Below are 22,395 nucleotides of genomic sequence, written 5' to 3' on the forward strand. Positions count from 1 at the left end.
TCGAACGATAGTTGCAGAAAGGTATGCCATGACGGTTGCTTATCTTGGCCTCGGCGCGAATCTCGGGGACGCGCGCCAGACCCTGAAAGACGCAGTGGTGTGTCTCGCACAGCAGCACACCATCTCCGTGCTCGCCAAGTCGAGCCTGTATCGCACTGCCCCGATCGACGCGGGCGGTGACGATTATTTCAACTGCGTCGTGAAGGTCGATACGACGCTCCCCGTGCGGCATCTGCTGGCGCTGTGCCACAAGATCGAGCATCAGTTCGGTCGCGAGCGGCCGTTTCGCAACGCACCGCGCACGCTCGACCTGGACATCCTGCTGTACGGCGATCAATCGATCGACGAGGCCGATCTGATCGTGCCGCATCCGCGTCTGGTCGAACGCGCCTTTGCCCTGGTGCCGCTGGTCGAAATCGATGCGGCGCTGGTCATCCCGCAACACGGCCGCGCTGATGCGCTGCTCGGCGCAGTGAGGGATCAACGCATCGAGAAGGTGAAGGGCTCCTGTCAGTGTCCAATGCTTAATGCATTAACCGCCGACGGCGGCGCTGCCGCCAAAGGCCGCTGCGAATGAGTTCGCCGCCACTCACGGTCACCGCGCCGCACTTGCGGCCTCCGTTCGGGTATCTCGCGATCGAAGGGCCGATCGGCGTCGGCAAGACTTCGCTCGCACGGCGGCTCGCGCAGCGCTGGTCGATGCACGAATTATTCGAGCGGCCGCAGGCCAATCCCTTTCTCGAACGTTTTTATCGCGACACCGCGCGTTACGCGTTGCCCGCGCAACTGCACTTCGCGTTGCAGCGCGCGCAGCAGGCGCAGGAAGTGAACGTGTTGCATGGCTCGGGCACGCCGCTGATCGCCGATTTCATGACGCAGAAGAACGACATCTTCGCGCGTCTAACCTTGCAGGAAGACGAGTGGCAGTTGTATCGCGCGCTCGCCGCGCGGCTTGACGTCAGCGCGCCCGCGCCGGATTTCGTGGTCTATCTGCAGGCCAGTCCCGAGGTGCTGTTCGCGCGCATCCAGAAGCGCGCCGTGCCGATGGAGCTGCAGATTTCCGACGCGTATCTGCGCGCCCTGTGCGACGCGTACAACGACTTCTTCTATCACTACGACGGCACGCCCGTGCTGACGATCAACGCCGAACACCTGAATCCGCTCGATTCCGACGCGGACCTTGCGCTACTCGCCGAACGCATCGAAACCATGCGCGGCCGCAAGGAATTCTTTGTCAAAGGCACGTCGCTCTGAGCGGCGCGGCCACCTCTTTTCCAATGGATTGACCCATGACCTATTTGCAGGAAGCGAGCCGGAACGCGATCACCGTGCCGAAACTGCAGGCAATGCGCGACGCCGGCGAGAGAATCGCAATGCTCACCTGTTACGACGCGAGCTTCGCCGCGCTGCTGGATCGGGCGGGCGTCGACGTGCTGTTGATCGGCGACTCGCTCGGCAATGTGCTGCAAGGCCACACGACCACGCTGCCGGTGTCGCTTGCCGACATCGCTTATCACACGGCTAGCGTGGCACGCGCGCGGCCGTCGGCGCTGGTAGTGGCCGATTTGCCGTTCGGCACTTATGGCACGCCGGAAGAAGCGTTCAGAAGCTCGGTGGAATTGATGCGCGCCGGCGCGCAGATGGTGAAGCTCGAGGGTGGCGTATGGCTCGCGGACACGGTGCGTTTTCTGGTCGAGCGCTCGATTCCCGTGTGCGCGCACGTCGGCCTCACGCCGCAGTCCGTGCATGCGTTCGGCGGCTTCAAAGTGCAAGGCAAGACCGAGGCGGGTGCGAGCCAGTTGCTGCGCGACTCGCTCGCGATGCAGGCGGCCGGCGCGCAATTGATCGTGATGGAGGCGATTCCGACGCAGCTCGCGAGCGAAGTCACAAAGCAGCTGCGCATTCCGACGATCGGGATTGGCGCGGGTCTGGATTGCTCGGGTCAAGTGCTGGTGCTGCATGACATGCTAGGGATTTTCCCCGGCAAGCGCCCGCGCTTTGTGAAGGATTTCATGCAGGGGCAGCCGAGCATTCTGGCCGCTGTGCAAGCGTATGTTCGCGCGGTGAAGGACGCTTCGTTCCCTGGCCCGGAGCACACGTTCTGACGTTCTGATGGATTGCAGCGCCTTGGTGGTTGGCGGGGCGCTGGTTTGTTTTTGCGCACGCGGACGGCTTTTACGTACCCGTGCAGCTCTTGCGTGCGACTCCGTCCGTGTTCTGACGGACGATCCGCGCCGGCAGCGCGCCGCGCAATGCGTTGCAGATCAGCAGCGCTTCGGCGTTCAGCACGTCCGCCTGCGTCAGGATTTTTTCGGCCGCTTGCAGACCCGACGCGCCTTCAAGCAACACGCTTCGCATCACACCGGGCAGCACGCCCGACGCGAGCGGCGGCGTCCACCATTGCCCTGCCAGTTTCACAAACACATTCGACCGGCCGCCTTCGGTCAACTCACCTCGTTCGTTGAAAAACAGGGTATCGAATGCGCCTTTCGCCTCGGCTTCGCGCCAGCCGCGGTCGTAGTCGGCGCGGCGAGTGGTTTTGTGGTGTAGCAGTGGGTCGTTGGCTTCGGTCGCGGGGAAGGCCTCGTCAGGACCGAGCAGGACGCCGACGATGGCGTCGGCTAGCGGCGTCAATACCGCGGCGGTGATTTGCATCGTGCCGCGCTTGCTCAGCGCGAGCCGCATGCGGTGCGGGCTTTGCGTCGGCAGCGACGCGCACTTCGCGGCGATTTGCGCACGAACTGCATTGATGTCGTCGAGTTTGAAGCCAAGCACCGCTGCGCTGGACGCGAGCCGTTCGAGATGACGCGATAGATGCCGCACGCCCTCTTCCCGCGTCGCGTACATCGTTTCGAAGAGTTCGAAGCCCGGGTCGGCGCCGGTAAGAAAGCTGGCTTTCAATTGGCACTCCACATATTCGTCGGCGGCCACGCTGTCGAGGACGATGCCCGCGCCGACGCCCATCTTGCCTCGCAGGCCGCCAGTTTGCGCGGACCGGTTCAACGTCAAGGTGCGGATTGCGACGCAGAGGCAGAAGTCGCCGCAGAGGGATTCGTTTGCGGTGGGTGTGGCGGCAATCTTTGCCGCCGCGCCAGTGGCATCTGCCTGCATGCCTTCAGCGCCAGCATGATCAGCATCCGAAGGTGCATCGAGCCACCCGATCGCCCCGGTATAAAGACCGCGCGGCGTACTCTCAAGTTCGTCGATCAACTGCATCGTGCGATGCTTGGGCGCGCCGGTGATCGAGCCGCACGGAAACAGCGCGCGCAGGATTCCGGCGAACGGCGTACCGGTCCGCAACGTCGCCTCCACCGTCGACGTCATCTGCCAGACCGACGCATACGGTTCGACCGAGAACAGCGCCGGCACCTTGACCGAGCCCGTCTGCGCAACCCGCGACAGATCGTTGCGCAGCAGATCGACGATCATCACGTTTTCGGCGCGGTTTTTCGGATCGTTGCCAAGGAACTCGGCTGCGCGCCGATCGGCGACCGGATCGTCCGAGCGCGGCGCCGTGCCTTTCATCGGCCGCGCGCGCAACTTTGCGCCCTGCTTCTCAATGAAAAGCTCCGGCGAGCACGACAACACCCAGCTATCACCCGGCAACGCGATGAGCGCGCCGAACGGAACCGGCTGACGCGCCCTCAAGCGCCGATAGAACGCGGTGGGCGTACCGAACACGTCGAAGCCGAGCCGATACGTGTAGTTGACCTGATACGAATCGCCCACGCACAGAGCGGCATGAATCGCATCGATCGCGGCGTTGAATTGCGCGGGATCGACGCTCGCGCGCACATTAGCCGTGCCTGCCACCGACGGCTCGAGCGCACCGCCGTCGCGCTCGGTGAGCCACGCGTCGACCTCTTCGCGCGACCGCTTGTCGCAACGCTCGAACAATAAAAAACGCAGCGTGGCATCGCCACGCTGCGTTTTCAGAAACCGGTGCGCACCTCCATCGAGGAGCGTCCGGCCAAACTCATAGTCGGCGAGCACGACGGCATGCAAACCATCCCGCGTATCGGCAACGACGCTCTCACACACGGCTTCGAGTTGCGCGGCGTCCGCGCAAACCCGTTCATGCACAAAACCCGTGTACAGACGACTCGAACGGCGCGCCGCCGTCGCGTCGCAATCGTCGAGCAACGCGAAAACCGCGCCGCGCTCATCTGCCGTCATGTTTGCCGCCAACTTCAAACTGCCATTAATCGAAGAAGCTCTTCACCCGATCGAACCAGCTCTTGCTTTGCGGGCTGTGCCGGGAGCCGCCTTCAACCAGCGCCTTTTCGAATTGCTGCAGCAACTCGCGCTGCGACTCGGTGAGCTTGACCGGCGTTTCGACTTGCACGTGCACGTACAGATCGCCGGCAATACTCGAACGCAGCCCCTTGATGCCCTTGCCACGCAGACGGAACGTCTTGCCCGACTGCGTGCCTTCCGGCACGGTGAAGCTGGCGCGGCCCGCGAGTGTCGGCACTTCGATTTCGCCGCCGAGGGCCGCCTTGGTGAACGGAATCGGCATCTGACAGTGCAGGTCGTCACCGTCGCGCTCGAATACCGAGTGCTGCTTGATGTGAATTTCGACGTACAGATCGCCAGACGGACCGCCGTTGATACCCGGTTCACCGTTGCCGGCCGAGCGGATGCGCATGCCGTCGTCGATACCTGCGGGGATCTTCACTTCCAGCGTCTTGGTTTCCTTCACCTTGCCCGCGCCGTGGCAATGGCCGCACGGCTCCGGAATATAGGTGCCGGTGCCGTGGCACTTCGGGCAGGTTTGCTGAATGCTGAAAAAGCCTTGCGACATCCGCACCGAACCCGAGCCGCTACAGGTCGGGCAGGTTTCCGGCTTGGTGCCGGGCTTCGCCCCCGAGCCGTGACAGACATCGCACGAGACCCAGCTCGGCACGCGAATCTGCGTGTCGTAGCCGTGTGCGGCCTGTTCCAGGGTGATTTCCATGCTGTAGCGCAGATCGGCGCCGCGATACACCTGCGGGCCGGCACGTCCGCCGCCACCACGTGCGGCGCCACCGGCCGCCTGGCCGAAGATGTCGCCGAAAATATCGCCGAACGCATCGGCAAAGCCGCCGAAGCCTTGCGCACCGCCTGCGCCCATGTTCGGATCGACACCCGCGTGGCCGTACTGATCGTACGCGGCACGCTTTTGCGAGTCCGACAGCATTTCATAGGCTTCCTTCACCTCTTTGAAATGCTCTTCCGCATCCTTGTTGCCCGGATTGCGGTCGGGGTGGTGCTTCATCGCGAGCTTGCGATAAGCCTTCTTGATTTCGTCGTCGCTCGCGTTCTTTGCGACGCCCAGAACCTCGTAGTAATCCCGTTTCGCCATATCGGTTCAACGCCACTCGCGCAATGCGACGCGGTGGCTCCTCTTGAATGCTGGAGTCTCACGACTCGTCCGGCCGCTGTTTCCACCCGCTTTGACACGGTTCAAAACAACGCCCTCCATAAAACAAATGTGCCCGGAGAGCCCCAAAAGGCTCGCCAGGCGTAATAACCGCTCTTGCACGTTGCTGTTGCCCGAGGGGCGCAGTTCCTTGTGCAGCCGGGCCGCGCACATCGCTGTGCACGGCTTTACGGTCGAAATACGACCTGGCTTTAGTCCTTCTTCACTTCCTTGAACTCGGCGTCGACCACATCGTCCTGCGGCTGGCTCGCGCCCGCCGCCGATGCGCCCGCACCCGCCGCGCCTGCCGCTGCTTCGGCACCTTGCGCAGCCTGCATGTCGGCGTACATCTTCTCGCCCATCTTCTGCGAGGCGGTCGCCACCACTTCGATCTTGGCTTCGATCGCCGCCTTGTCGCTCGAACCGCTCTTCAGCGTTTCTTCGAGGTCCTTCAGCGCGGCTTCGATCTTTTCCTTCTCGCCGGCTTCCAGCTTGTCGCCGTATTCGGTGAGCGCCTTCTTCGTGCTGTGGACCAGCGCGTCGCCCTGGTTGCGGGCATCGGCCAGTTCACGCAGCTTGTGATCTTCTTCCGCGTTCGCTTCCGCGTCCTTCACCATCTTTTCGATTTCGGCTTCGGACAGACCCGAGTTCGCCTTGATCGTGATGCGGTTTTCCTTGCCGGTCGCCTTGTCTTTCGCGCCGACGTGCAGAATGCCGTTCGCGTCGATGTCGAAGCTCACTTCGATCTGCGGCGTGCCGCGCGGTGCCGGCGGAATGCCTTCAAGGTTGAATTCGCCCAGCAGCTTGTTGCCCGCTGCCATTTCGCGTTCGCCCTGATACACCTTGATCGTCACGGCGTTCTGATTGTCGTCAGCCGTCGAGTAGACCTGTGCGTGCTTGGTCGGGATCGTGGTGTTCTTGTTGATCATCTTCGTCATGACGCCGCCGAGCGTTTCGATGCCGAGCGACAGCGGGGTCACGTCGAGCAGCAGAACGTCCTTGCGGTCGCCCGACAGAACCTGGCCTTGAATCGCGGCGCCAACGGCCACGGCTTCGTCCGGGTTCACGTCGCGGCGCGGATCCTTGCCGAAGAATTCCTTAACCTTTTCCTGCACCTTCGGCATGCGGGTCATACCGCCGACCAGAATCACGTCGTCGATTTCGCCGACCTTCACGCCTGCGTCCTTGATGGCCACGCGGCACGGCTCGATCGTGCGTTCGATCAGTTCTTCAACCAGCGCTTCCAGCTTCGCACGCGTAATTTTCAGGTTCAAGTGCTTCGGACCCGACGCGTCGGCCGTGATGTACGGCAGGTTGATTTCGGTTTGCTGGCTGGACGACAGTTCGATCTTCGCCTTTTCAGCCGATTCCTTCAGGCGTTGCAGCGCGAGCACGTCTTTCGACAGATCGACGCCCTGTTCCTTCTTGAACTCGCCAATGATGTAATCGATGATGCGCTGATCGAAGTCTTCACCGCCGAGGAACGTGTCGCCGTTGGTCGACAGCACCTCGAACTGCATCTCGCCGTCGACGTCGGCGATTTCGATGATGGAGATGTCGAAGGTGCCGCCGCCGAGGTCAAACACGGCGATCTTGCGGTCGCCCTTTTCAGCCTTGTCCAGGCCGAATGCCAGAGCCGCTGCGGTCGGTTCGTTGATGATCCGCTTCACTTCCAGACCGGCGATGCGGCCTGCATCTTTGGTCGCCTGACGCTGGCTGTCGTTGAAGTACGCGGGAACCGTAATCACAGCTTCCGTGACCGACTCGCCAAGGTAGTCTTCAGCGGTCTTCTTCATCTTGCGCAGCACTTCCGCGGAGATTTGCGGCGGAGCCAGCTTCTGATCGCGCACCTCGACCCATGCGTCGCCGTTATCGGCCTTCATGATCTTGTACGGCATCAGGCCGATGTCTTTCTGCACTTCTTTTTCTTCGAAGCGGCGGCCGATCAGGCGCTTGACCGCGTACAGCGTGTTCCTCGGGTTCGTGACCGACTGACGCTTCGCAGGCGCGCCGACGAGAATCTCGCCGTCTTCCATGTAAGCGATGATCGACGGCGTGGTGCGCGCACCTTCCGAGTTCTCGATCACCTTGACCGAATTGCCTTCCATGATCGCCACGCACGAGTTGGTCGTGCCGAGGTCGATACCGATAATCTTGCCCATTTTTACTAATCTCCTAACTTTGATCGCTGAGGGAATCGCCCCGTTTGCCCATCCGGCGGTCAGGCGATCCGCCCTAAATTCATACCTGCACTCAACATAAGTGCGCCCGCATCGTTTTCAAGACCTCTTTTGCGATGCGGTCTTTAATTTTTTTCAATCGGCCGAACTTTTGCCCGAATTCGCACCAGCAACTTGCGCACCGCCCGCGGCATTGGCGGCCCGGATCTTTTCCCGCGCCGCCTCGACCGCCGCCTCGAACTGCCCGAGGCCGTGCCAGCCGGTTGCCCGGCCAAGCCGCTTGCTGTGATAAAAGAAGAACCACGTGGGCACGCCGTGAAGCACGAAGCGCCGGCCCAGTTCGCGATGCTCGTAGACGTTGCTGTGAAACCATTTGAGGCCGAGCGCACGGATCGCGTCCGGCTGCGCCAGCATCGCCTTCCTGGCGATCTCGCAATTGAAGCAGTCGAGACCCCAGAAAAACACCACGGCCAGATCATCCCCGGCTTCGGCGAGCCCGGCGTCGAACGTGTCGGCGCTGAGCTCCTGCATGTCGAAAACGGCGAACGCGGTAGCGTCGACGGGAATGTTGGCCATGGCCGTGCCTGCCAGATGAAATGGCTTACACAAGCTTTGTGCCGCTTACTTCGGCGCCGCGACGGTCACGAGTGCGGGACGCAGCACGCGATCGGCGATGACAAAGCCTTTTTGCAGCACGGCGACGACGGTGTTCGGCTCCTGATCGGCCGGCACCATCGAGATGGCCTGGTGGCGGTGCGGGTCGAACTTCTCGCCAACCGGGTTCAGGGCGACGACGCGGCCCTTCTCCAGCGCGCCGGTCAACTGGCGCAGCGTCAATTCGACACCTTCGCGGACCTTCTGCAGGTCGTCGGACGAGTGGGCGACGGCGGCTTCGAGGCTGTCGACCACCGGCAGCAGATGTTCCGCGAAACTTTCGATCGCAAACTTATGCGCCTTGGCAACGTCGTCATGGGCGCGGCGGCGCACGTTTTCGGTCTCGGCTTTCGCGCGCAGGAAGCTTTCCTGCAACTCGGCAATCTTCGCCTGAGCTTCGGCCAGCGCGACTTGCTCGGCGGTTGCCGGCGTGTCCGCAGCGGCGCTCGGAGCCGCTTCCTGGGATGCTGCGGCCTCGGCGGCCTGGCGCTCGGTTTCGTCGGCGGGCGTGGGATTCTGGCTCGTCGGGTTATCTTGCGTGTTTTCCATGTCGCTGAAAGTCGTTAAAAGTAAAAACCAACGGTGGCGCAAGCGCGCAAAAACGTGGCGCGGTTTGTGCGTTGCAAAATCGCGACACATCACCCGGCGCGCAACCGCATATTGAAACGGCAGATGGGGCCGGAAAGACCCGTTTCAAGCGGATCTCGATGTTCTTTTCGCACCATCGGCGTACGGTCGAAACGCGCCGTTACAACCATTAATGCGGCGCAATCAGATTGAGATTGAGTGCGGCCGACAAGTGGCCTATCCTCCAATAAAGCATCGGAAAAGACACGTTAACCCTAATCTGACGTAAGCCTTACCGACATTTTGCAATTTCACCTGATTCGCCCGTTTTAAGATCGAATCGTCCCAAGGGGAGTACCGTGAAACTGACCTTTGCAATCGGGGTGGTCGCATTGGTACTGGTTGCGGGCACCACGACCATCTGCATGTCCGGAGCGGTCAACGACCACACGACCGAGTACGGCGGTGTGCACGCAACCATGGAACAGCTGTTCAATCCCCACCTGAAAATCTGTCGATAGTGCGCCGGTCGCGCTTGGTCGGCCGGCCGTGCAAAGCGGCGGCCGGTTCGCGATACGTCTTGCGCCGCTCCTGCTCGATCTGCCGCTTCACCCTGCTCTCCCCGGTTTCAGCATAGAGCGTCTGCGCGACGCTCGCCGGGCCGCGCACGTCGCACACGCCCAGCACCTCCACCTGCCACACGATCCGCTCGATCTCGATCTCGACCAGGTCGCCGATCCGCACGTCTTTGGCCGGCTTGACGCTGGCCCCGCCGATGCGCACATGCCCTTTGTCGACGGCATCCGCCGCCAGCGAGCGCGTCTTGAAAAAGCGCGCCGCCCACAGCCATTTGTCGATCCGCAGCTTCGCGCCCGCTTCGGTTGAAATCCTGTAGTTCATGAGCCCGTTCAACCTCCTGTGGTGTGAGGCACCGGCGCCGCCTGCACCGGCCAGCCCTGGAGATTCTGCGCGACGATTTCGCCGAGCGCGTCAATCCACGGCGGCGACGCGTTCATGCAGGCGATCCGGTGAAACTCCTTGCCGCCCGCATGCAGGAACTCGTCACGCACTTCCATGCCGATTTCTTCAATCGTTTCAAGGCAGTCGGCGGTAAAGCCCGGACAGAACACGTCGGTGCGCCGCACGCCCGCCGCGCCCAGTTCCTTGAGCGTGGGCGCCGTGTACGGCTGCAGCCATTCAGCCTTGCCGAAGCGCGACTGGAAAGTGATGCGGCATTCCACCGGCGTCAGTTCCAGCGCCTGCATCAAAAGCGCGCCGGTCTGCTGGCATTGCTCGTGGTACGGGTCGCCCAGGTCCAGCGTGCGCTTGGGCACACCGTGAAAACTCAGCACCAGCTTGTCGCCCGCCGCGAAGTCGGGCCGGCCGTGCTGATGCCAATAGTGATGCACCTGGGCCGCAAGCGCGGCAATGTACGCCGGATGGTCCGCGTACTGGCGCACTGTGCGGATCTCCGGCTGATTGCGCATGCGCTTGAGCGCCGAAAAGGCGTCGTCGAAAGCCGTGGCCGTGGTCGACGAAGAGTATTGCGGATACATCGGCATCAGCAGCACGCGCTCGGCGCCCGCCAGCTTCAACTGGTTCAGCATGGCCGGAATGCCCGGCGTGCCGTAGCGCATCGCGTAGTCGACCAGCACCGTGTAGTCGTTCAACTGCAACAGGTGGCGCAAGCCTTCCACCTGCTTTTCCGTAAAGACGCGCAGCGGCGAGCCCTCGGGCATCCAGACCGCCGCGTACTTCTTCGCGGAGCTGCGGCCGCGGGACGGCAAAATCAGCAGACGCAGAATGATCTGCCACAGCAGCGCCGGAATTTCGACCACCCGCGGATCGGACAGGAACTGCGCGAGATAGCGGCGGACCGCGCGCGGCGTCGGCGCGTCAGGCGTGCCGAGATTGATCAGCAGCACGGCGACACGATGTGACGTGGCGTTCTGTGAAGGCCGCTCGAGGTCGAAGCGCATAGGCAGCAGAAGTCACCGCTTTACGCGGAGAGTCGATTCAGTGGAGATTCATTATAGCGGCGCGGTCCATGGCCCGGTCCGCCAGATACCCCTGGCCGTTCGGCCGATTGGCAAGCCGCGCGCGCTCGCGCATCATTCGCAGCACGGCCTGCCGCAGCGGGAGTAACGGGTCGTTACTGCTGGCTCAGAGTCAGCGAAAGCAGACGCGCGGTGATATCGACAATCGGAATCACGCGGCTGTAGGCCATGCGGGTCGGCCCGATCACGCCGAGCGTGCCGACGATCTTGCCGTTCACCTCGTACGGCGCGGTGACGACGCTCATCTCCTCGATCGGCACGAGATTCGACTCGCCGCCGATGAAAATCTGCACGCCCGCCGCGTGACTCGACACGTCGAGCAACTGAAGGAGGCTGGTCTTTTGGTCGAACACATCGAACAGCTTGCGCAGGCGCGCCATGTCCGACGACAGATCGGCGACTTCGAGCAGGTTGCGCTCGCCGGATATCAGCACGGTCTCGCCGGTGTCGGATTCGTCCGTGCTGGCCGTGACGGCGGCGTGCATCAGCGTGGTCATGTCGCCACGCAACGCGTCGATTTCTTCGCGCAGGCGGCGGCGCACGTCGTCGAACGAGAGGCCCGCGAAGTGCGCGTTGATGTAATTGGAGGCTTCGACCAGTTGCGATGGCGAGAAGTCGCGCTGGGTCGCCATGATGCGGTTCTGCACGTCGCCTTCAGGCGTCACGATGATCAGCAGAATGCGTTTGTCGGACAAACGCATGAACTCGATCTGCTTGAACACGTGGCTGCGCCGCGGCGTGAGCACCACGCCGGCGAACTGCGACAGGTTGGACAGCACACTGGCCGCCGCCGCAACGACTTTCTGCGGCTCGCCCGGCTGCAGCGTAGTCTTGACGGTGCGCATCACCGCCTCTTCGTCGGCGGCGGACTCCACCGTCAGCATCGTGTCGACGAACAGCCGGTAGCCACGCGGTGTGGGAATGCGGCCCGCCGAAGTATGCGGACTGATCACGAGCCCCAGGTCCTCAAGATCGGACATCACGTTGCGGATCGTTGCCGGGCTCAGTTCGAGGCCCGAATAACGTGACAGCGTGCGCGAGCCGACCGGCTGACCTTCGGCGATGTAGCGCTCAATCAGCGTTTTGAGGAGGGTTTGTGCGCGAGGATCTAGCATGACGGAAAATTCTAGCCTAATGATGCGACTACCGCGAGCGCTAACGGCGCCTCCCCCTGACGATTGGGCCGCTGCTTGCCGGGACGCTCCCTCGCCCATGGTCCGGCGCGGTGCCCGGCAACCGGTTGGGGGCCTCGCCAGCCACCTTTTGCGCGACCGCCGGGGCCACCAGCCTTCAGACCACCACCTGGGCGCGCTATCCGGCAATGTGCCGCCGCATCTTATCCGGCGCGCATGTCATCAAGGCTTCACCATTTTAACGATAATCGCCGCGTACGCTGACGACCCGTGTGCGCCGCCCCGCTACCGGGTCTGTCTGCGGTTCTTTTCAGGCCCTACCTATGGTGTAATGCCGGCATGCAAGTGACCAGCCAGTTCAAGACCGTCGCGCTCGTCGGGCGCAACAATACGCCAGGCATCGGCGAGCCGTTGACCGCGCTCGCCTCGTGCATCGCCAGGCGCGGCTTCGAGGTCGTGTTCGAAGCCGACACCGCCACCGAAATCGGCATCACCGACTATCCGGCGCTCCGTCCCGCCGAGATCGGCGCGCGCGCCGACGTCGCCGTGGTGCTGGGCGGCGACGGCACGATGCTCGGCATCGGCCGCCAACTCGCGCCCTACCGCACGCCGCTCATCGGCATCAACCACGGGCGGCTCGGCTTCATTACCGACATCCCGATCTCCGACATGAGCGAGATCGTGCCGCAAATGCTGTCCGGCAATTTCGAGCGCGAAGAGCGCATGCTGCTCGAAGCGCGCATCATGCGCGGCGGCAATCCGATCTACCACGCGCTGGCCTTCAACGACGTGGTGGTCAACCGCAGCGGCTTCTCCGGCATGGCGGAACTGCACGTTTCGGTGGACGGGCGCTTCATGTACAACCAGCGTTCGGACGGCCTGATCGTCGCCACGCCGACCGGCTCGACCGCGTACGCGCTGTCGTCGCAAGGGCCGATTCTGCATCCGCAATTGCAAGGCATCGTGCTGGTGCCGATCGCGCCGCATGCGCTGTCGAACCGGCCGATCGTGCTGCCGGACGACTCGAAGGTGAGCATCCAGATCGTTTCCGGCCGCGAAGTGAACGTCAATTTCGACATGCAGTCGTTCACCTCGCTGGAGTTGAGCGACACGATCGAAGTGCGCCGCTCGCGTCATACGGTGCCGCTGCTGCATCCGGTCGGCTACAGCTATTACGCCACGCTGCGCAAGAAGCTGCACTGGAACGAATACCCGTCGCACGAAGAAGACCTCTAGCCCTGAGTGGCGAAGCAATGCTGGAACGCGACCGCCGCCGCTGCCGAAACCTGAATTTCAAGCTCATCAGACAACCTCCATGCTGCGCCACCTCTCGATACGCGACTTCGTCATCGTCGCCGCGCTCGACCTCGAATTCGACAGCGGCTTTACTGTTTTCTCAGGCGAAACCGGCGCCGGCAAGTCGATCCTGATCGACGCGCTGGCACTCGCGCTTGGCGCACGCGCCGATACGAATGTCGTGCGCAGCGGTGAGAGCCGCGCCGACATCACCGCGGAGTTCGAGACCCATGCGCAGGTCGAGCAATGGCTCGACGAGCAGGCGCTCGGCGCGACCGCCGACGACGGCCATCATGGCGGCACCGTGATGCTGCGGCGCGTGGTGGACGCCAACGGCCGCTCACGGGCTTTCATCAACGGCACCGCGGCAACGCTCGCGCAATTGCGCGAGGTCGGCGAGATGCTGGTGGATATTCACGGCCAGCACGCTCACCAGTTGCTGATGCGCCCGGACGCGCAACGCGAACTGTTCGATACCCACGCGGGTCTCTCCGACACCGCGGCCACCGTCACGCGCGCATGGCGCGCGTGGCGCGAGAAAGTGCAGGCAGTCGAGCACGCACAGACGCGCGACCGCGAGTTGCAGCTCGAACGCGAGCGCCTCGCCTGGCAGCTCACCGAACTGGACAAGCTCGCGCCGCAGCCGGGTGAATGGGAAGAGGTCAACGCCGAGCATCGGCGGCTGTCGCATTCGGCCAATCTGATCGACGGCGTGCAAGGCGCGCTCGGCGCGCTGTCCGAATCGGACGAGGCGATGATCACGCACCTTGCTTCGATCGTGTCGAAGGTGCGCGATCTCGCGGAGATCGATCCGGCGTTGAACGACGTGCTGGCCGCGCTCGAGCCGGCCGAAATCCAGTTGCAGGAAGCGGCGTATTCGCTGAGTCATTACGCGCAAAAGCTCGAACTCGATCCGGAGCGGCTCGCGCAAGTCGAAAAGCGCCTGGACGCCTTGCACTCGGCCGCGCGCAAATTCCGCCTGCAACCGGAAACGCTGCCTGACGAACATCAGGCGCGGCGCGCGCAACTGGCCGCGCTCGACGCCGCCGCCGATCTCGACAGCCTGCACGCCGCCGAAGCCAAGGCCAGGGAAGACTGCCTGAGCGAGGCGAAAAAACTGTCGAAGGCGCGCGCGAAGGCCGGCAAGGCGCTGGGCGCGGCGGTCACCACCGGGATGCAGGAACTGTCGATGAAAGGCGGCAGCTTCGAAGTCGCGCTGGTGCCGCTGCCCGAAGGTGGCGCGCACGGGCTCGAGCAGATCGAGTTCCGCGTAGCCGGTCATGCCGGCGTGCCGCTGCGTCCGCTCGCCAAGGTCGCGTCAGGCGGCGAACTCGCGCGGATCAGCCTGGCGCTCGCGGTCATCGCCAGCGCCGCCAGCCCGACCCCCACGTTGATCTTCGACGAAGTGGATACGGGCATCGGCGGCGGCGTCGCCGAGGTAGTCGGACGGCTGCTGCATCAGCTCGGACAAGCACGCCAGGTGCTGTGCGTGACCCACTTGCCGCAAGTCGCCGCACGCGGCGACCACCATTTCCAGGTGGCGAAGGCCGGCAACGGCAAGGGCGGCACGGTGAGCAGCGTGACCTCGCTCGACAAGGCGAGCCGTGTCGAGGAAGTCGCGCGGATGCTCGGCGGATTGGAAATCACCGCGACCACCCGCAAGCACGCGAAGGAAATGCTGGCCGCTTGAAACGACGTGGCCGGGAGATCGATCATCCCGGCCACGTTGCAATACTTCAGCCCGGCGCGGGCAAGGCTGGCAAGGCTGGCATCGCGCTCACCATCCCACCGCCCTCACCGCCGTCACCGCCCTCACTCTCGCCTCACGCACCGTCGCGTCAACCGAACACCCGCGTCCACAGCGCCAGCACCGCGTCACGCTCGGTGCTCACCAGCGCCGGATCGACCCGCGCCTTCTCCATTCCGTCCAGCCGCAGCTTGTGTTGCAACTTGCGGTACACGCGATACGCCGCGCCGACCGTCTCCGCTTCCGCCTCGCTCATCAGACCGATGCGCGACACTTCCCGCAGCAACGCGATGTTGCCGGTATTGCGGATCAGCTCGGGATCGCTTGCCGCATGCAGCAGCACCCAGTACTGCACGGTGAATTCGATATCGACCATGCCGCCGCGGTCGTGCTTCAGGTCGAACAGCGTCGGAGTATGGTTCGGATGCCCCGCCTCGACGCGCTCGCGCATCTCGACGATCTCCTTCGCGAGCAGCGCCGCTTCGCGCGGCGTGGTCAGCACCTGTTCGCGGATCGCCTCGAACTTCGCGCCGATCCCGGCGTCGCCCGCGCAGTAACGCGCGCGGCTCAACGCCTGGTGCTCCCAGACCCACGCGGTATTGGCCGCGTCGCCTTCGCGCAACTGGTAGCGGCGGAACGCATCCAGATCGGTCACGAGGAGGCCCGACTCGCCGTTCGGCCGCAAGCGCAGGTCGACATCGAACAAGGTGCCGGCGCCGGTCGCGGTCGTGAGCCAGGTGATCAGGCGGCGGGTGTAGGTCGCATAGACGTCGGCCGCGGCGTCGTCGGGATCGTCGTACAGGAAGATCACGTCGAGGTCGGACGCGTAGCCCAGTTCCTTGCCGCCCAGCTTGCCGTACGCGATCACCGCGAAACGCGGCACCTCACGGTGGCGTTTCGACAACTGTTTCCAGACCGCTTCGAGCGTGACGTCGAGCACAGCGTCGGCGAGTTCGGACAGCCGGTCGCTCACATGCTCGACGCTCAGCTTGCCGGCGAGATCGATCAGCAGAATGCGGAACACCTCGGCCTGATGCGCGTGGCGCAGCAGATCCATCTGCTGCTCGACGCCGTCGGCGGCGTCCAGCCGCAGGCGCAGCGTGCGCTTGAACTCGGGCCAGTCGAACGGACTGTTGATCGCTTCGGCGTCCAGCAATTCGTCGAGCAGTTGCGGATGACGAATCAGATAGCCGGCCGCCCAGCGCGAGCCGCCCAGCACCGACAGCACCTGATGCAGCGCCTGCGGATATTCGGTCAGCAGCGCAAGGTAGGCGCCGCGCCGGCTCACCGCTTCGAGCAGATCGAAAAACCGCGCGACCGTATCGCCGCGCCGCTCAGGCGGCTCGAGCGTACGCGCCGCTTCCAGCGCGCGCTGCGCGACGATGTCGAAACGTTGCCGGCTGCGCTCGGCCAGCCCCGCGTAGCGCGACGACTGCCACACCGCGCGCAAGCGCGCGAGCAGGTCGCCCGGCGCGGCCACGCCGAGTTCGATCAGGCGCGCGCGCAACGCTTCGTCGGCGCTGTCGTCGGCGAGCGCGCTGCTCCAGACCCACGCGGCGGCGCCGTCTTCCGGCGCGCCACAGCCGTCGCGGCCGCTCACCTTGTCGGCGAAAATCTGGTCGAACTGCTGTTCGACGAATTCTCGATGCACATCGAGCTTCGCCATCAACGCCGCGTAGTCGTCGCAACCCATCGCGTGAGCGAGCGCCGCGCGCTCTTCCGGGTCGACCGGCATTGCGTGCGTTTGCGCATCGTTGCGGTATTGCAGACGGTGCTCGAGCTCGCGCAGGAAACGATAGGCCTGCGAGAGCTTCACGCACACCGACGTATCCAGCAGCCCATGCGTGGCCGCGTGCCGCAACACGGCCAGCGTCGGCCGCACGCGAAAGCCCGCGTCCTGGCCGCCGCGAATCAGCTGGAACACCTGCGCGCTGAATTCGATTTCGCGGATGCCGCCTCGCCCCAGCTTGATATCGTCGGCCTTGTCGGGCCGCATCGACGCCCGGCGCTGCGCCTCCTGGCGAATCTGCAAATGCAGCGCGCGAATCGCGCTGATCACGCCGAAGTCGAGATAGCGGCGGTAGACGAAGGGCGTGACGATCGCGTCGAGCTGCTTCTGCAGCCGCTGCGCCGCGTCGCTCGCGCCTTCGGACACGAGCCGGCCCTTGATCCACGCATAACGCTCCCACTCGCGGCCCTGCACGTAGAAATACTCTTCGAGCATGCCGATGCTGCACACGAGCGGCCCCGAATCGCCGTTCGGCCGCAAGCGCATGTCGACCCGGAACACGTAGCCATCGGCGGTCACTTCGGCGAGCGCGCCGATCAGGCGCTTGCCGAGGCGCGTAAAGAAGTCCTGCGTCGCGATCGGCGAACGTTGGCCGCCTGCCGTCTCGCCGTCCTCTTCATAGACGAAGATCAGGTCGATGTCCGACGACACGTTCAGTTCGCGCCCACCCAGCTTGCCCATCCCCACCACGCCGAGCGCGAGGCGCTCGCCCTGCGGGCCGCGCGGCTCGCCATAAAGCGTTTCGAGTTCGGCGGACAGAACCGCGAGCGCGCGCTGGATCGTCGTTTCCGCCAGATCGGTCATCGCACCGGTGACTTCGGCGATGTCCGCCTCGCCCGCCAGATCGCGCTCCATCGCCGCGCAGAACACCTCGGTACGTAGTTGGCGCAGGGCCCGTTTGAGCGCATCCTCGCTCAATGGGGCACCGGCCGTGCCGGCCGCTTCGCCGCACAACGCGTCGAAGCGCGCGTCGATGCGCTCGCGGCTGAGCGGCGCGGACGCCAGCGCCGCCACGTGCGCCACGAGTTGCGGACGGGCCGCCGCGGCACGCGCGGCGTAATGTGAATAGCTGGAACTCAGGAGAGTGGCGTCAGTCATCAAGGGTCTGGCTCGCTCGTTGCTTGATTGGCGTGGTTCAGTTCGCTGCAACACCGGGGTCCGGCGCGCCGATGCGGGCCGTGAGGCGGCATGCAGACAGGGTTTGCCGGAAGTCCGCCGACGCTATCCCGTGTGTTACATTTCGTCGTTAATTCGCAAAACTACCATACGCCCACCCGCCGCAGCATGTCCGAGCGAAACGAATCCGCCGACCAGCACGAAACCGGGCAGGTCGGGCCTGTGAGCGGAAACGACCACATCGTGCTGCGTCGGACTTTGCGCGTGGTCCTCGCGCTCGCGCTCGTCCTCTACTTCATCGCGACGGGTCTGTTCCTTGGCTTGCGCTACGTGGTGCTGCCGCGCATCGACTCATTCCGCCCGCGCATCGAGGCCGCCGTCTCCGAAAAGCTGCGCACGCAGTTCACCATCGGCAAGCTGGCGCCGCATTGGAGCGGCTTTCAGCCGGGCGTCGACGTCACGAACCTGGTCATCCGCGATCACGACGGCAAAGCCGCGCTGACGATTCCGCACGCCACCGCCACGGTGTCGTGGCGATCGCTGTGGCAGTTTCATCCGGCGCTCTCCAGCCTGATCGTCGATCAACCCGACGTGCTGGTCTCGCGCAATAACGACGGCGAGCTGTCGGTGGCGGGGCTGCCGGTGCCGACCCGCCACAGCGGCAACGACACGCTGTCCACCTGGCTATTGCGCCAGCAGGCGATCGTGTTGCGCGGCGGCGTGCTGCGCTGGCGCGATGCGACACACAATGCGCCGGAGCTCGCGCTGCGCGACATCCGGATCGCGATTCTCAATGACGGCTACGACCACCGGCTTGCGCTGCAAGCGCCCGCCGACGGCCAGGTGCTGCACGGCCCGATCGATTTCCGCACGAATTTCAGACACGCGCCGCTCTCCGCGATCGGCAAGCCGATCAACTGGACCGGTCAGGTGTACATATCGACGGGCCCGGTCGATCTGCCGACGCTCGCGCGCTACATCAATTTCCCGATCGAGACATTTGCCGGCCGCGTCGACAACGCGATCTGGGTCGACTTCGCCGAGGGCCGCATGAGGACGGCAAGCGGGCAACTGACCGGCACGGACGTCGCCTTGCGGGTGCGGCCGACGCAGCCGAAGCTGCTGCTGCCGGTCGCCCATTTCTCGTGGCACCTCGACGTCGAACAGCAGGGCGACTACCGGCTACAACTGACCGACCTGCGCGCCGAGCTCGGCCAGCCGCCGCTCGACGACGGCACGCCGCTCACCCGCACGCTCACGTTCACGACGCTGAACAGCCGCTACCGGACGGCGTCGCAGCAGCATGGGCAGCTCGTCAGTGTCAGCGGCGATCGCGTCGATCTGGGCATCCTCGCGGAATTCAGCCGTGCGCTGCCGTTGCCGCGGCGTCTGCTGAACAATCTCGTGCGCTTCAATCCGCGCGGCCTGATGGCCAACTACGTGATCGAGGTCGAGCGCGGCAAACCGGAATCCGGCGAAGCGGGCAGCGACCGTCGCTCGAGCGGCGCGGAGCCGATCGAGCGCTATCGCTTCAAGGGCGATCTGCAAGGCATCAGCGTGGCCGCCCAGGAGCCGCCGCCGGGGCTCACCCCACGGAATCACCCGCGCGCGGGCATACCCGGCATCGAAAATCTGTGGGGCAGCGTCGATGCCGACGAAAACCACGGCACCGCGCTCCTCGACACGTCCAATGTGGCCATCACGCTGCCGGGCGTGTTCGACGATCCGCGTTTGAAGCTCGATCGTCTGCATGGCCGGGCCGACTGGACCATCACGCCGAAGGCGCCGGGCGAGAATCGCCCGGCCTTCGCCGTGAAGGTAGCCGAGCTCGCGGTCTCGAATGCGGACGTCGCGGCCAGCGCCAACGCCAACTACAGCAACCCCGGCCACGGCCGCGGCTCGCTCGACCTGAAAGCCGACTTCCAGCGCGCGCAGGTGACGCGCATCGTCCGCTATCTGCCGACCAGCATCAGCGAAAAGCTGCGCATCTATCTGGGTCATGGGCTGCAGGCCGGCATGTCGCACGGCGCGATGATCGAAGTGCACGGCGATCTGACCAAATTCCCCTACTCGCGCGATCCCGACGCCGGGATCTTCCATATCGTCGCGCCGTTCAAGGGCGGAAAGTTCGATCCTTCGCCCTTCCCGCCGCGCAAGATGAGGAACGGCACGCCGAACGTGTGGCCGCCGCTCGACGGCATCGACGGCGTGTTCGAACTCAAGCAGAACGTGCTGCGCTTCGATATCGACCGCGCGCGTTACAAGCGGGTCGCGCTGCTCGGCGTCAACGGCAAGATCGACGATCTCGGCACCAGGGCGTCGAACCTCGTCATCCAGGGCAACGGCCGCGGGCCGCTCGCCGACATGCTCGACTATGTGAACGAGAGCTCGCTCGGCATCATGGCCAGACACCAGACCGAGAAGATTCGCGCCGAAGGGCCCGCGTCGCTCGCGCTCAAGCTGACGGTGCCGCGCACGCCGAAACCGCATATCGGCGTGGAAGGCGCGGTCGGCTTCCAGAACAACCGCCTAAGCGTCGCCCACGTGCCGCCACTGTCGCAACTGAACGGCAGGGTGCGTTTCACCGAGCGGACGGCCCAGGTCGACCGGCTCTCCGGGCAGTTTCTCGGCGGCGACCTGCATGCGAATGGCGGGCTGAGGCAGGACGGCACGTATGCGCTCGCGCTTGGCGGCCATATCGCCGTCGAGGCGGCGCGCGGCCTCGATCTGCATGGCCCGTCCGCGCAGGTGCTCACGCATATGAGCGGCAGCGCGCCATATGCGCTGAACGTGCGCGGCGCGCGGGGACGCTTGCCGGAAGTGACCGCGAACTCCGATCTGACCGGCCTCGCGCTCGACTTCCCCGCGCCGTTCAACAAGCCGGTCGGCGCGCCGATGCCGCTGCACTTCGCCGTCAGACCGTCCGCGACGCCGGGTGAAGCCGGTCTGGAACGCGCCGACCTGACCTTCGGCCCGATCGCCGCCGCCTATCTGTTGCGCTACCAGCCGAAAGCGGCGCCGACGGTCGTGCGCGGCGCAATCGGCGTGAACAAGCCCGCCGACCTGCCGTCCGAAGGCGTGGTCGCCGCCGTCGACTTGCCGGCGTTCGACGCCGACGCGTGGCGCGCGCTCGTCGCGCAGCTGCGCAGCCAGGGCGCGCCCACGGCGCCGGCCGCGCCGAATCCGGCCTTCACGCAATTCCTGCCGAACCGCTTCGCGCTGCACATCGAGACGCTGACGCTGCTCAAGCGTCACTGGGACAGCGTGGTCGTGGGCGCGTCGCAGGCGGACCGCAAATGGCAGGCGAACATCGCGTCGAACCAGGTGTCCGGTCACGTTTCGTGGCTGCCGGGCGCCACCCGGGAGTCGCCTGGCGAACTGCAGGCGCGTTTTGCGCGCGTCGTGATTCCGTCGGTCGCGGACAAGGACCTGCTCAGCCCGGCGATGTCGGCGCCCGCGCAAAACATGCCGTCGATCGATCTGGTGGTCAACGAGCTGATCGTGCGCGATCGCAACATCGGCCGCCTCGAAGTCGATGCGCACAACTTCGAGGAAGACGGCGTGCCGGTCTGGCAGCTCGACAAGCTCGACATCACGAATCCGGCCGCCTCGCTGAGCGCCACCGCGAACTGGCGCACCTCGACGGAACTGGGCAGTACCGCCGACGAAACCACGCCGCGCCGCACGGTGTTTGATTTCAAGCTCGACGTCAAGGATGCCGGCGCGCTGATCGAACGGTTCGGCCAGCCGCGCACGCTCAAAGGTGGCAGCGGGTTGCTATCGGGCAATATGGTGTGGCGCGGCGGCCCGACCACGATCGACTTTCCGACGCTCAATGGCAATCTGGCTCTCGACCTGCATCACGGCCAGATTCTCAAGGTCGATCCGGGTGTCGCGACGCTGCTGGGCGTGCTCAGCCTGCAAAGCCTTGCGCGCATCGCCACGCTGGATTTCCGCGACGTGATCGGTGAAGGTCTGCCGTTCTCGAGCGTCACCGGCACCGCGCAGATCCACAACGGCATCGCCCGCGTGGACGATTTCAAGATGGTCACCGCGCCGGCGCGCGCAGACATGGCGGGCTCGGTCGACCTCACGCAGAAGACCCAGGACCTGCGCCTCCATGTCGTGCCGACCCTCAGCGTGGGCGCCGGGGTGATCGCCGCGGCGATCATCAATCCGCTGTTCGGGCTGGGCGCGCTGGTGGCCGATGTGGCGCTCAGCCAGTCGGTTTCGCACGTGTTCGCGCGCGAGTATGCGATCACCGGTTCGTGGTCGAAACCGCACGTCGAGCGGGTCACGGGCGATCGCGGTAAGATGGACGCTCCGGCTTCGACCGTGGAAGCGCACTGAGTTTTTACCCGGCCCTGCGTGCGGCCGGGCAAGCCCAGTGCCGCGACGGCGGCCCCAGCCTGCCCTGAACGACGTTATCGACGTAAGTGGCGCCAGCGGTTCGCG

The 22,395-nt window shown here is 64.7% G+C and carries 16 protein-coding genes; 7 read left to right on the forward strand and 9 right to left on the reverse strand.

Translation table 11 applies throughout. The features are described 5' to 3' along the window. Nucleotides 1–28 precede the first annotated feature (28 nt). Genes folK through panB form a run of 3 tightly spaced genes read left to right on the forward strand, consistent with a single transcriptional unit; the run spans nt 29 to nt 2,105 of the window. Nucleotides 29–577 carry a 2-amino-4-hydroxy-6-hydroxymethyldihydropteridine diphosphokinase gene (gene folK, locus HV744_RS06085; RefSeq protein ID WP_175148631.1) on the forward strand — a complete coding sequence of 183 codons (549 nt, stop codon included), beginning with the start codon at nt 29–31 and terminating at the stop codon, nt 575–577. Then, nucleotides 574–1,254 carry a deoxynucleoside kinase gene (locus HV744_RS06090; protein WP_175148632.1) on the forward strand — a complete coding sequence of 227 codons (681 nt, stop codon included), beginning with the start codon at nt 574–576 and terminating at the stop codon, nt 1,252–1,254. The genes folK and HV744_RS06090 overlap by 4 nt, the downstream gene beginning before the upstream one ends. Nucleotides 1,255–1,289: 35 nt before the next feature. Continuing rightward, the gene (panB, locus tag HV744_RS06095) at nt 1,290–2,105 is read left to right on the forward strand and encodes a 3-methyl-2-oxobutanoate hydroxymethyltransferase (protein ID WP_175148633.1); all 816 of its coding nucleotides are present in this window, start codon (nt 1,290–1,292) and stop codon (nt 2,103–2,105) included. A 70-nt stretch (nt 2,106–2,175) separates the two neighbouring features. Here the strand turns inward: panB and HV744_RS06100 are convergent, their stop codons facing one another. The 5 genes from HV744_RS06100 to grpE form a co-directional block, all read right to left on the reverse strand. Then, nucleotides 2,176–4,176 (reverse strand): chorismate-binding protein, encoded by a 2,001-nt coding sequence (locus HV744_RS06100; RefSeq protein WP_175148634.1) that lies wholly within the window; start codon nt 4,174–4,176, stop codon nt 2,176–2,178. A 25-nt stretch (nt 4,177–4,201) separates the two neighbouring features. After that, nucleotides 4,202–5,344 (reverse strand): molecular chaperone DnaJ, encoded by a 1,143-nt coding sequence (gene dnaJ / locus HV744_RS06105; RefSeq protein WP_175148635.1) that lies wholly within the window; start codon nt 5,342–5,344, stop codon nt 4,202–4,204. 269 nt (nt 5,345–5,613) lie between these two features. Next, nucleotides 5,614–7,563: a molecular chaperone DnaK gene (dnaK, locus tag HV744_RS06110; RefSeq protein WP_175148636.1), complete on the reverse strand. Its 1,950-nt coding sequence runs from the start codon at nt 7,561–7,563 to the stop codon at nt 5,614–5,616. Nucleotides 7,564–7,716: 153 nt separating this feature from the next. Beyond that, on the reverse strand, nt 7,717–8,157 hold the full coding sequence (locus tag HV744_RS06115; protein WP_175148637.1) for a YbbN family protein: 441 nt from the start codon (nt 8,155–8,157) through the stop codon (nt 7,717–7,719). Nucleotides 8,158–8,202: 45 nt separating this feature from the next. Further along, the gene (gene grpE / locus HV744_RS06120; protein WP_175148638.1) at nt 8,203–8,784 is read right to left on the reverse strand and encodes a nucleotide exchange factor GrpE; all 582 of its coding nucleotides are present in this window, start codon (nt 8,782–8,784) and stop codon (nt 8,203–8,205) included. A gap of 377 nt (nt 8,785–9,161) precedes the next feature. On the opposite strand from grpE, the gene HV744_RS06125 reads away from it, so the two are divergent. Continuing rightward, nucleotides 9,162–9,323 (forward strand): hypothetical protein, encoded by a 162-nt coding sequence (locus tag HV744_RS06125; protein WP_175148639.1) that lies wholly within the window; start codon nt 9,162–9,164, stop codon nt 9,321–9,323. Here HV744_RS06125 and HV744_RS06130 read toward each other — a convergent pair. The 3 genes from HV744_RS06130 to hrcA all read right to left on the reverse strand — a co-directional run bounded on the left by HV744_RS06130 (nt 9,295) and on the right by hrcA (nt 11,974). Next, the gene (locus tag HV744_RS06130) at nt 9,295–9,702 is read right to left on the reverse strand and encodes an RNA-binding S4 domain-containing protein (RefSeq protein WP_175148640.1); all 408 of its coding nucleotides are present in this window, start codon (nt 9,700–9,702) and stop codon (nt 9,295–9,297) included. The genes HV744_RS06125 and HV744_RS06130 overlap by 29 nt on opposite strands. An 8-nt stretch (nt 9,703–9,710) precedes the next feature. Continuing rightward, nucleotides 9,711–10,781, reverse strand: a complete 1,071-nt coding sequence (gene hemH, locus HV744_RS06135) for a ferrochelatase (RefSeq protein WP_175148641.1) — start codon at nt 10,779–10,781, stop codon at nt 9,711–9,713. A 173-nt stretch (nt 10,782–10,954) separates the two neighbouring features. Beyond that, nucleotides 10,955–11,974 (reverse strand): heat-inducible transcriptional repressor HrcA, encoded by a 1,020-nt coding sequence (gene hrcA / locus HV744_RS06140; protein ID WP_175148642.1) that lies wholly within the window; start codon nt 11,972–11,974, stop codon nt 10,955–10,957. 357 nt (nt 11,975–12,331) lie between these two features. Between hrcA and HV744_RS06145 the strand changes: the two genes are divergently transcribed. After that, a complete protein-coding gene (locus HV744_RS06145) occupies nt 12,332–13,228 on the forward strand; it encodes an NAD kinase (RefSeq protein WP_175148643.1) in 897 nt (298 codons plus the stop codon). A 79-nt stretch (nt 13,229–13,307) separates the two neighbouring features. After that, a complete protein-coding gene (gene recN, locus HV744_RS06150; protein ID WP_175148644.1) occupies nt 13,308–14,978 on the forward strand; it encodes a DNA repair protein RecN in 1,671 nt (556 codons plus the stop codon). Nucleotides 14,979–15,126: 148 nt separating this feature from the next. Here recN and glnE read toward each other — a convergent pair whose 3' ends face one another. Then, nucleotides 15,127–17,976, reverse strand: coding sequence for a bifunctional [glutamate--ammonia ligase]-adenylyl-L-tyrosine phosphorylase/[glutamate--ammonia-ligase] adenylyltransferase (gene glnE / locus HV744_RS06155; protein ID WP_175148645.1), 2,850 nt, complete (start codon nt 17,974–17,976; stop codon nt 15,127–15,129). A 132-nt stretch (nt 17,977–18,108) separates the two neighbouring features. Here glnE and HV744_RS06160 point away from each other — a divergent pair, with 132 nt between their 5' ends. Further along, complete coding sequence (locus HV744_RS06160; RefSeq protein WP_175148646.1) at nt 18,109–22,290, forward strand: YhdP family protein; 4,182 nt, start codon at nt 18,109–18,111, stop codon at nt 22,288–22,290. Nucleotides 22,291–22,395 lie beyond the last annotated feature (105 nt).

Source organism: Paraburkholderia ultramafica (assembly GCF_902859915.1).
Taxonomy (GTDB): domain Bacteria; phylum Pseudomonadota; class Gammaproteobacteria; order Burkholderiales; family Burkholderiaceae; genus Paraburkholderia; species Paraburkholderia ultramafica.

Coding starts and splice junctions, on each gene's coding strand:
- panB (WP_175148633.1), top strand. CDS start 1,290: ATGACCTATTTGCAGGAAGCGAGCCGGAACGCGATCACCGTGCCGAAA.
- hrcA (WP_175148642.1), bottom strand. CDS start 11,974: ATGCTAGATCCTCGCGCACAAACCCTCCTCAAAACGCTGATTGAGCGC.
- HV744_RS06115 (WP_175148637.1), bottom strand. CDS start 8,157: ATGGCCAACATTCCCGTCGACGCTACCGCGTTCGCCGTTTTCGACATG.
- HV744_RS06090 (WP_175148632.1), top strand. CDS start 574: ATGAGTTCGCCGCCACTCACGGTCACCGCGCCGCACTTGCGGCCTCCG.
- recN (WP_175148644.1), top strand. CDS start 13,308: ATGCTGCGCCACCTCTCGATACGCGACTTCGTCATCGTCGCCGCGCTC.
- HV744_RS06160 (WP_175148646.1), top strand. CDS start 18,109: ATGTCCGAGCGAAACGAATCCGCCGACCAGCACGAAACCGGGCAGGTC.
- grpE (WP_175148638.1), bottom strand. CDS start 8,784: ATGGAAAACACGCAAGATAACCCGACGAGCCAGAATCCCACGCCCGCC.
- folK (WP_175148631.1), top strand. CDS start 29: ATGACGGTTGCTTATCTTGGCCTCGGCGCGAATCTCGGGGACGCGCGC.
- HV744_RS06100 (WP_175148634.1), bottom strand. CDS start 4,176: ATGACGGCAGATGAGCGCGGCGCGGTTTTCGCGTTGCTCGACGATTGC.
- dnaJ (WP_175148635.1), bottom strand. CDS start 5,344: ATGGCGAAACGGGATTACTACGAGGTTCTGGGCGTCGCAAAGAACGCG.
- hemH (WP_175148641.1), bottom strand. CDS start 10,781: ATGCGCTTCGACCTCGAGCGGCCTTCACAGAACGCCACGTCACATCGT.
- HV744_RS06145 (WP_175148643.1), top strand. CDS start 12,332: ATGCAAGTGACCAGCCAGTTCAAGACCGTCGCGCTCGTCGGGCGCAAC.
- dnaK (WP_175148636.1), bottom strand. CDS start 7,563: ATGGGCAAGATTATCGGTATCGACCTCGGCACGACCAACTCGTGCGTG.
- HV744_RS06130 (WP_175148640.1), bottom strand. CDS start 9,702: ATGAACTACAGGATTTCAACCGAAGCGGGCGCGAAGCTGCGGATCGAC.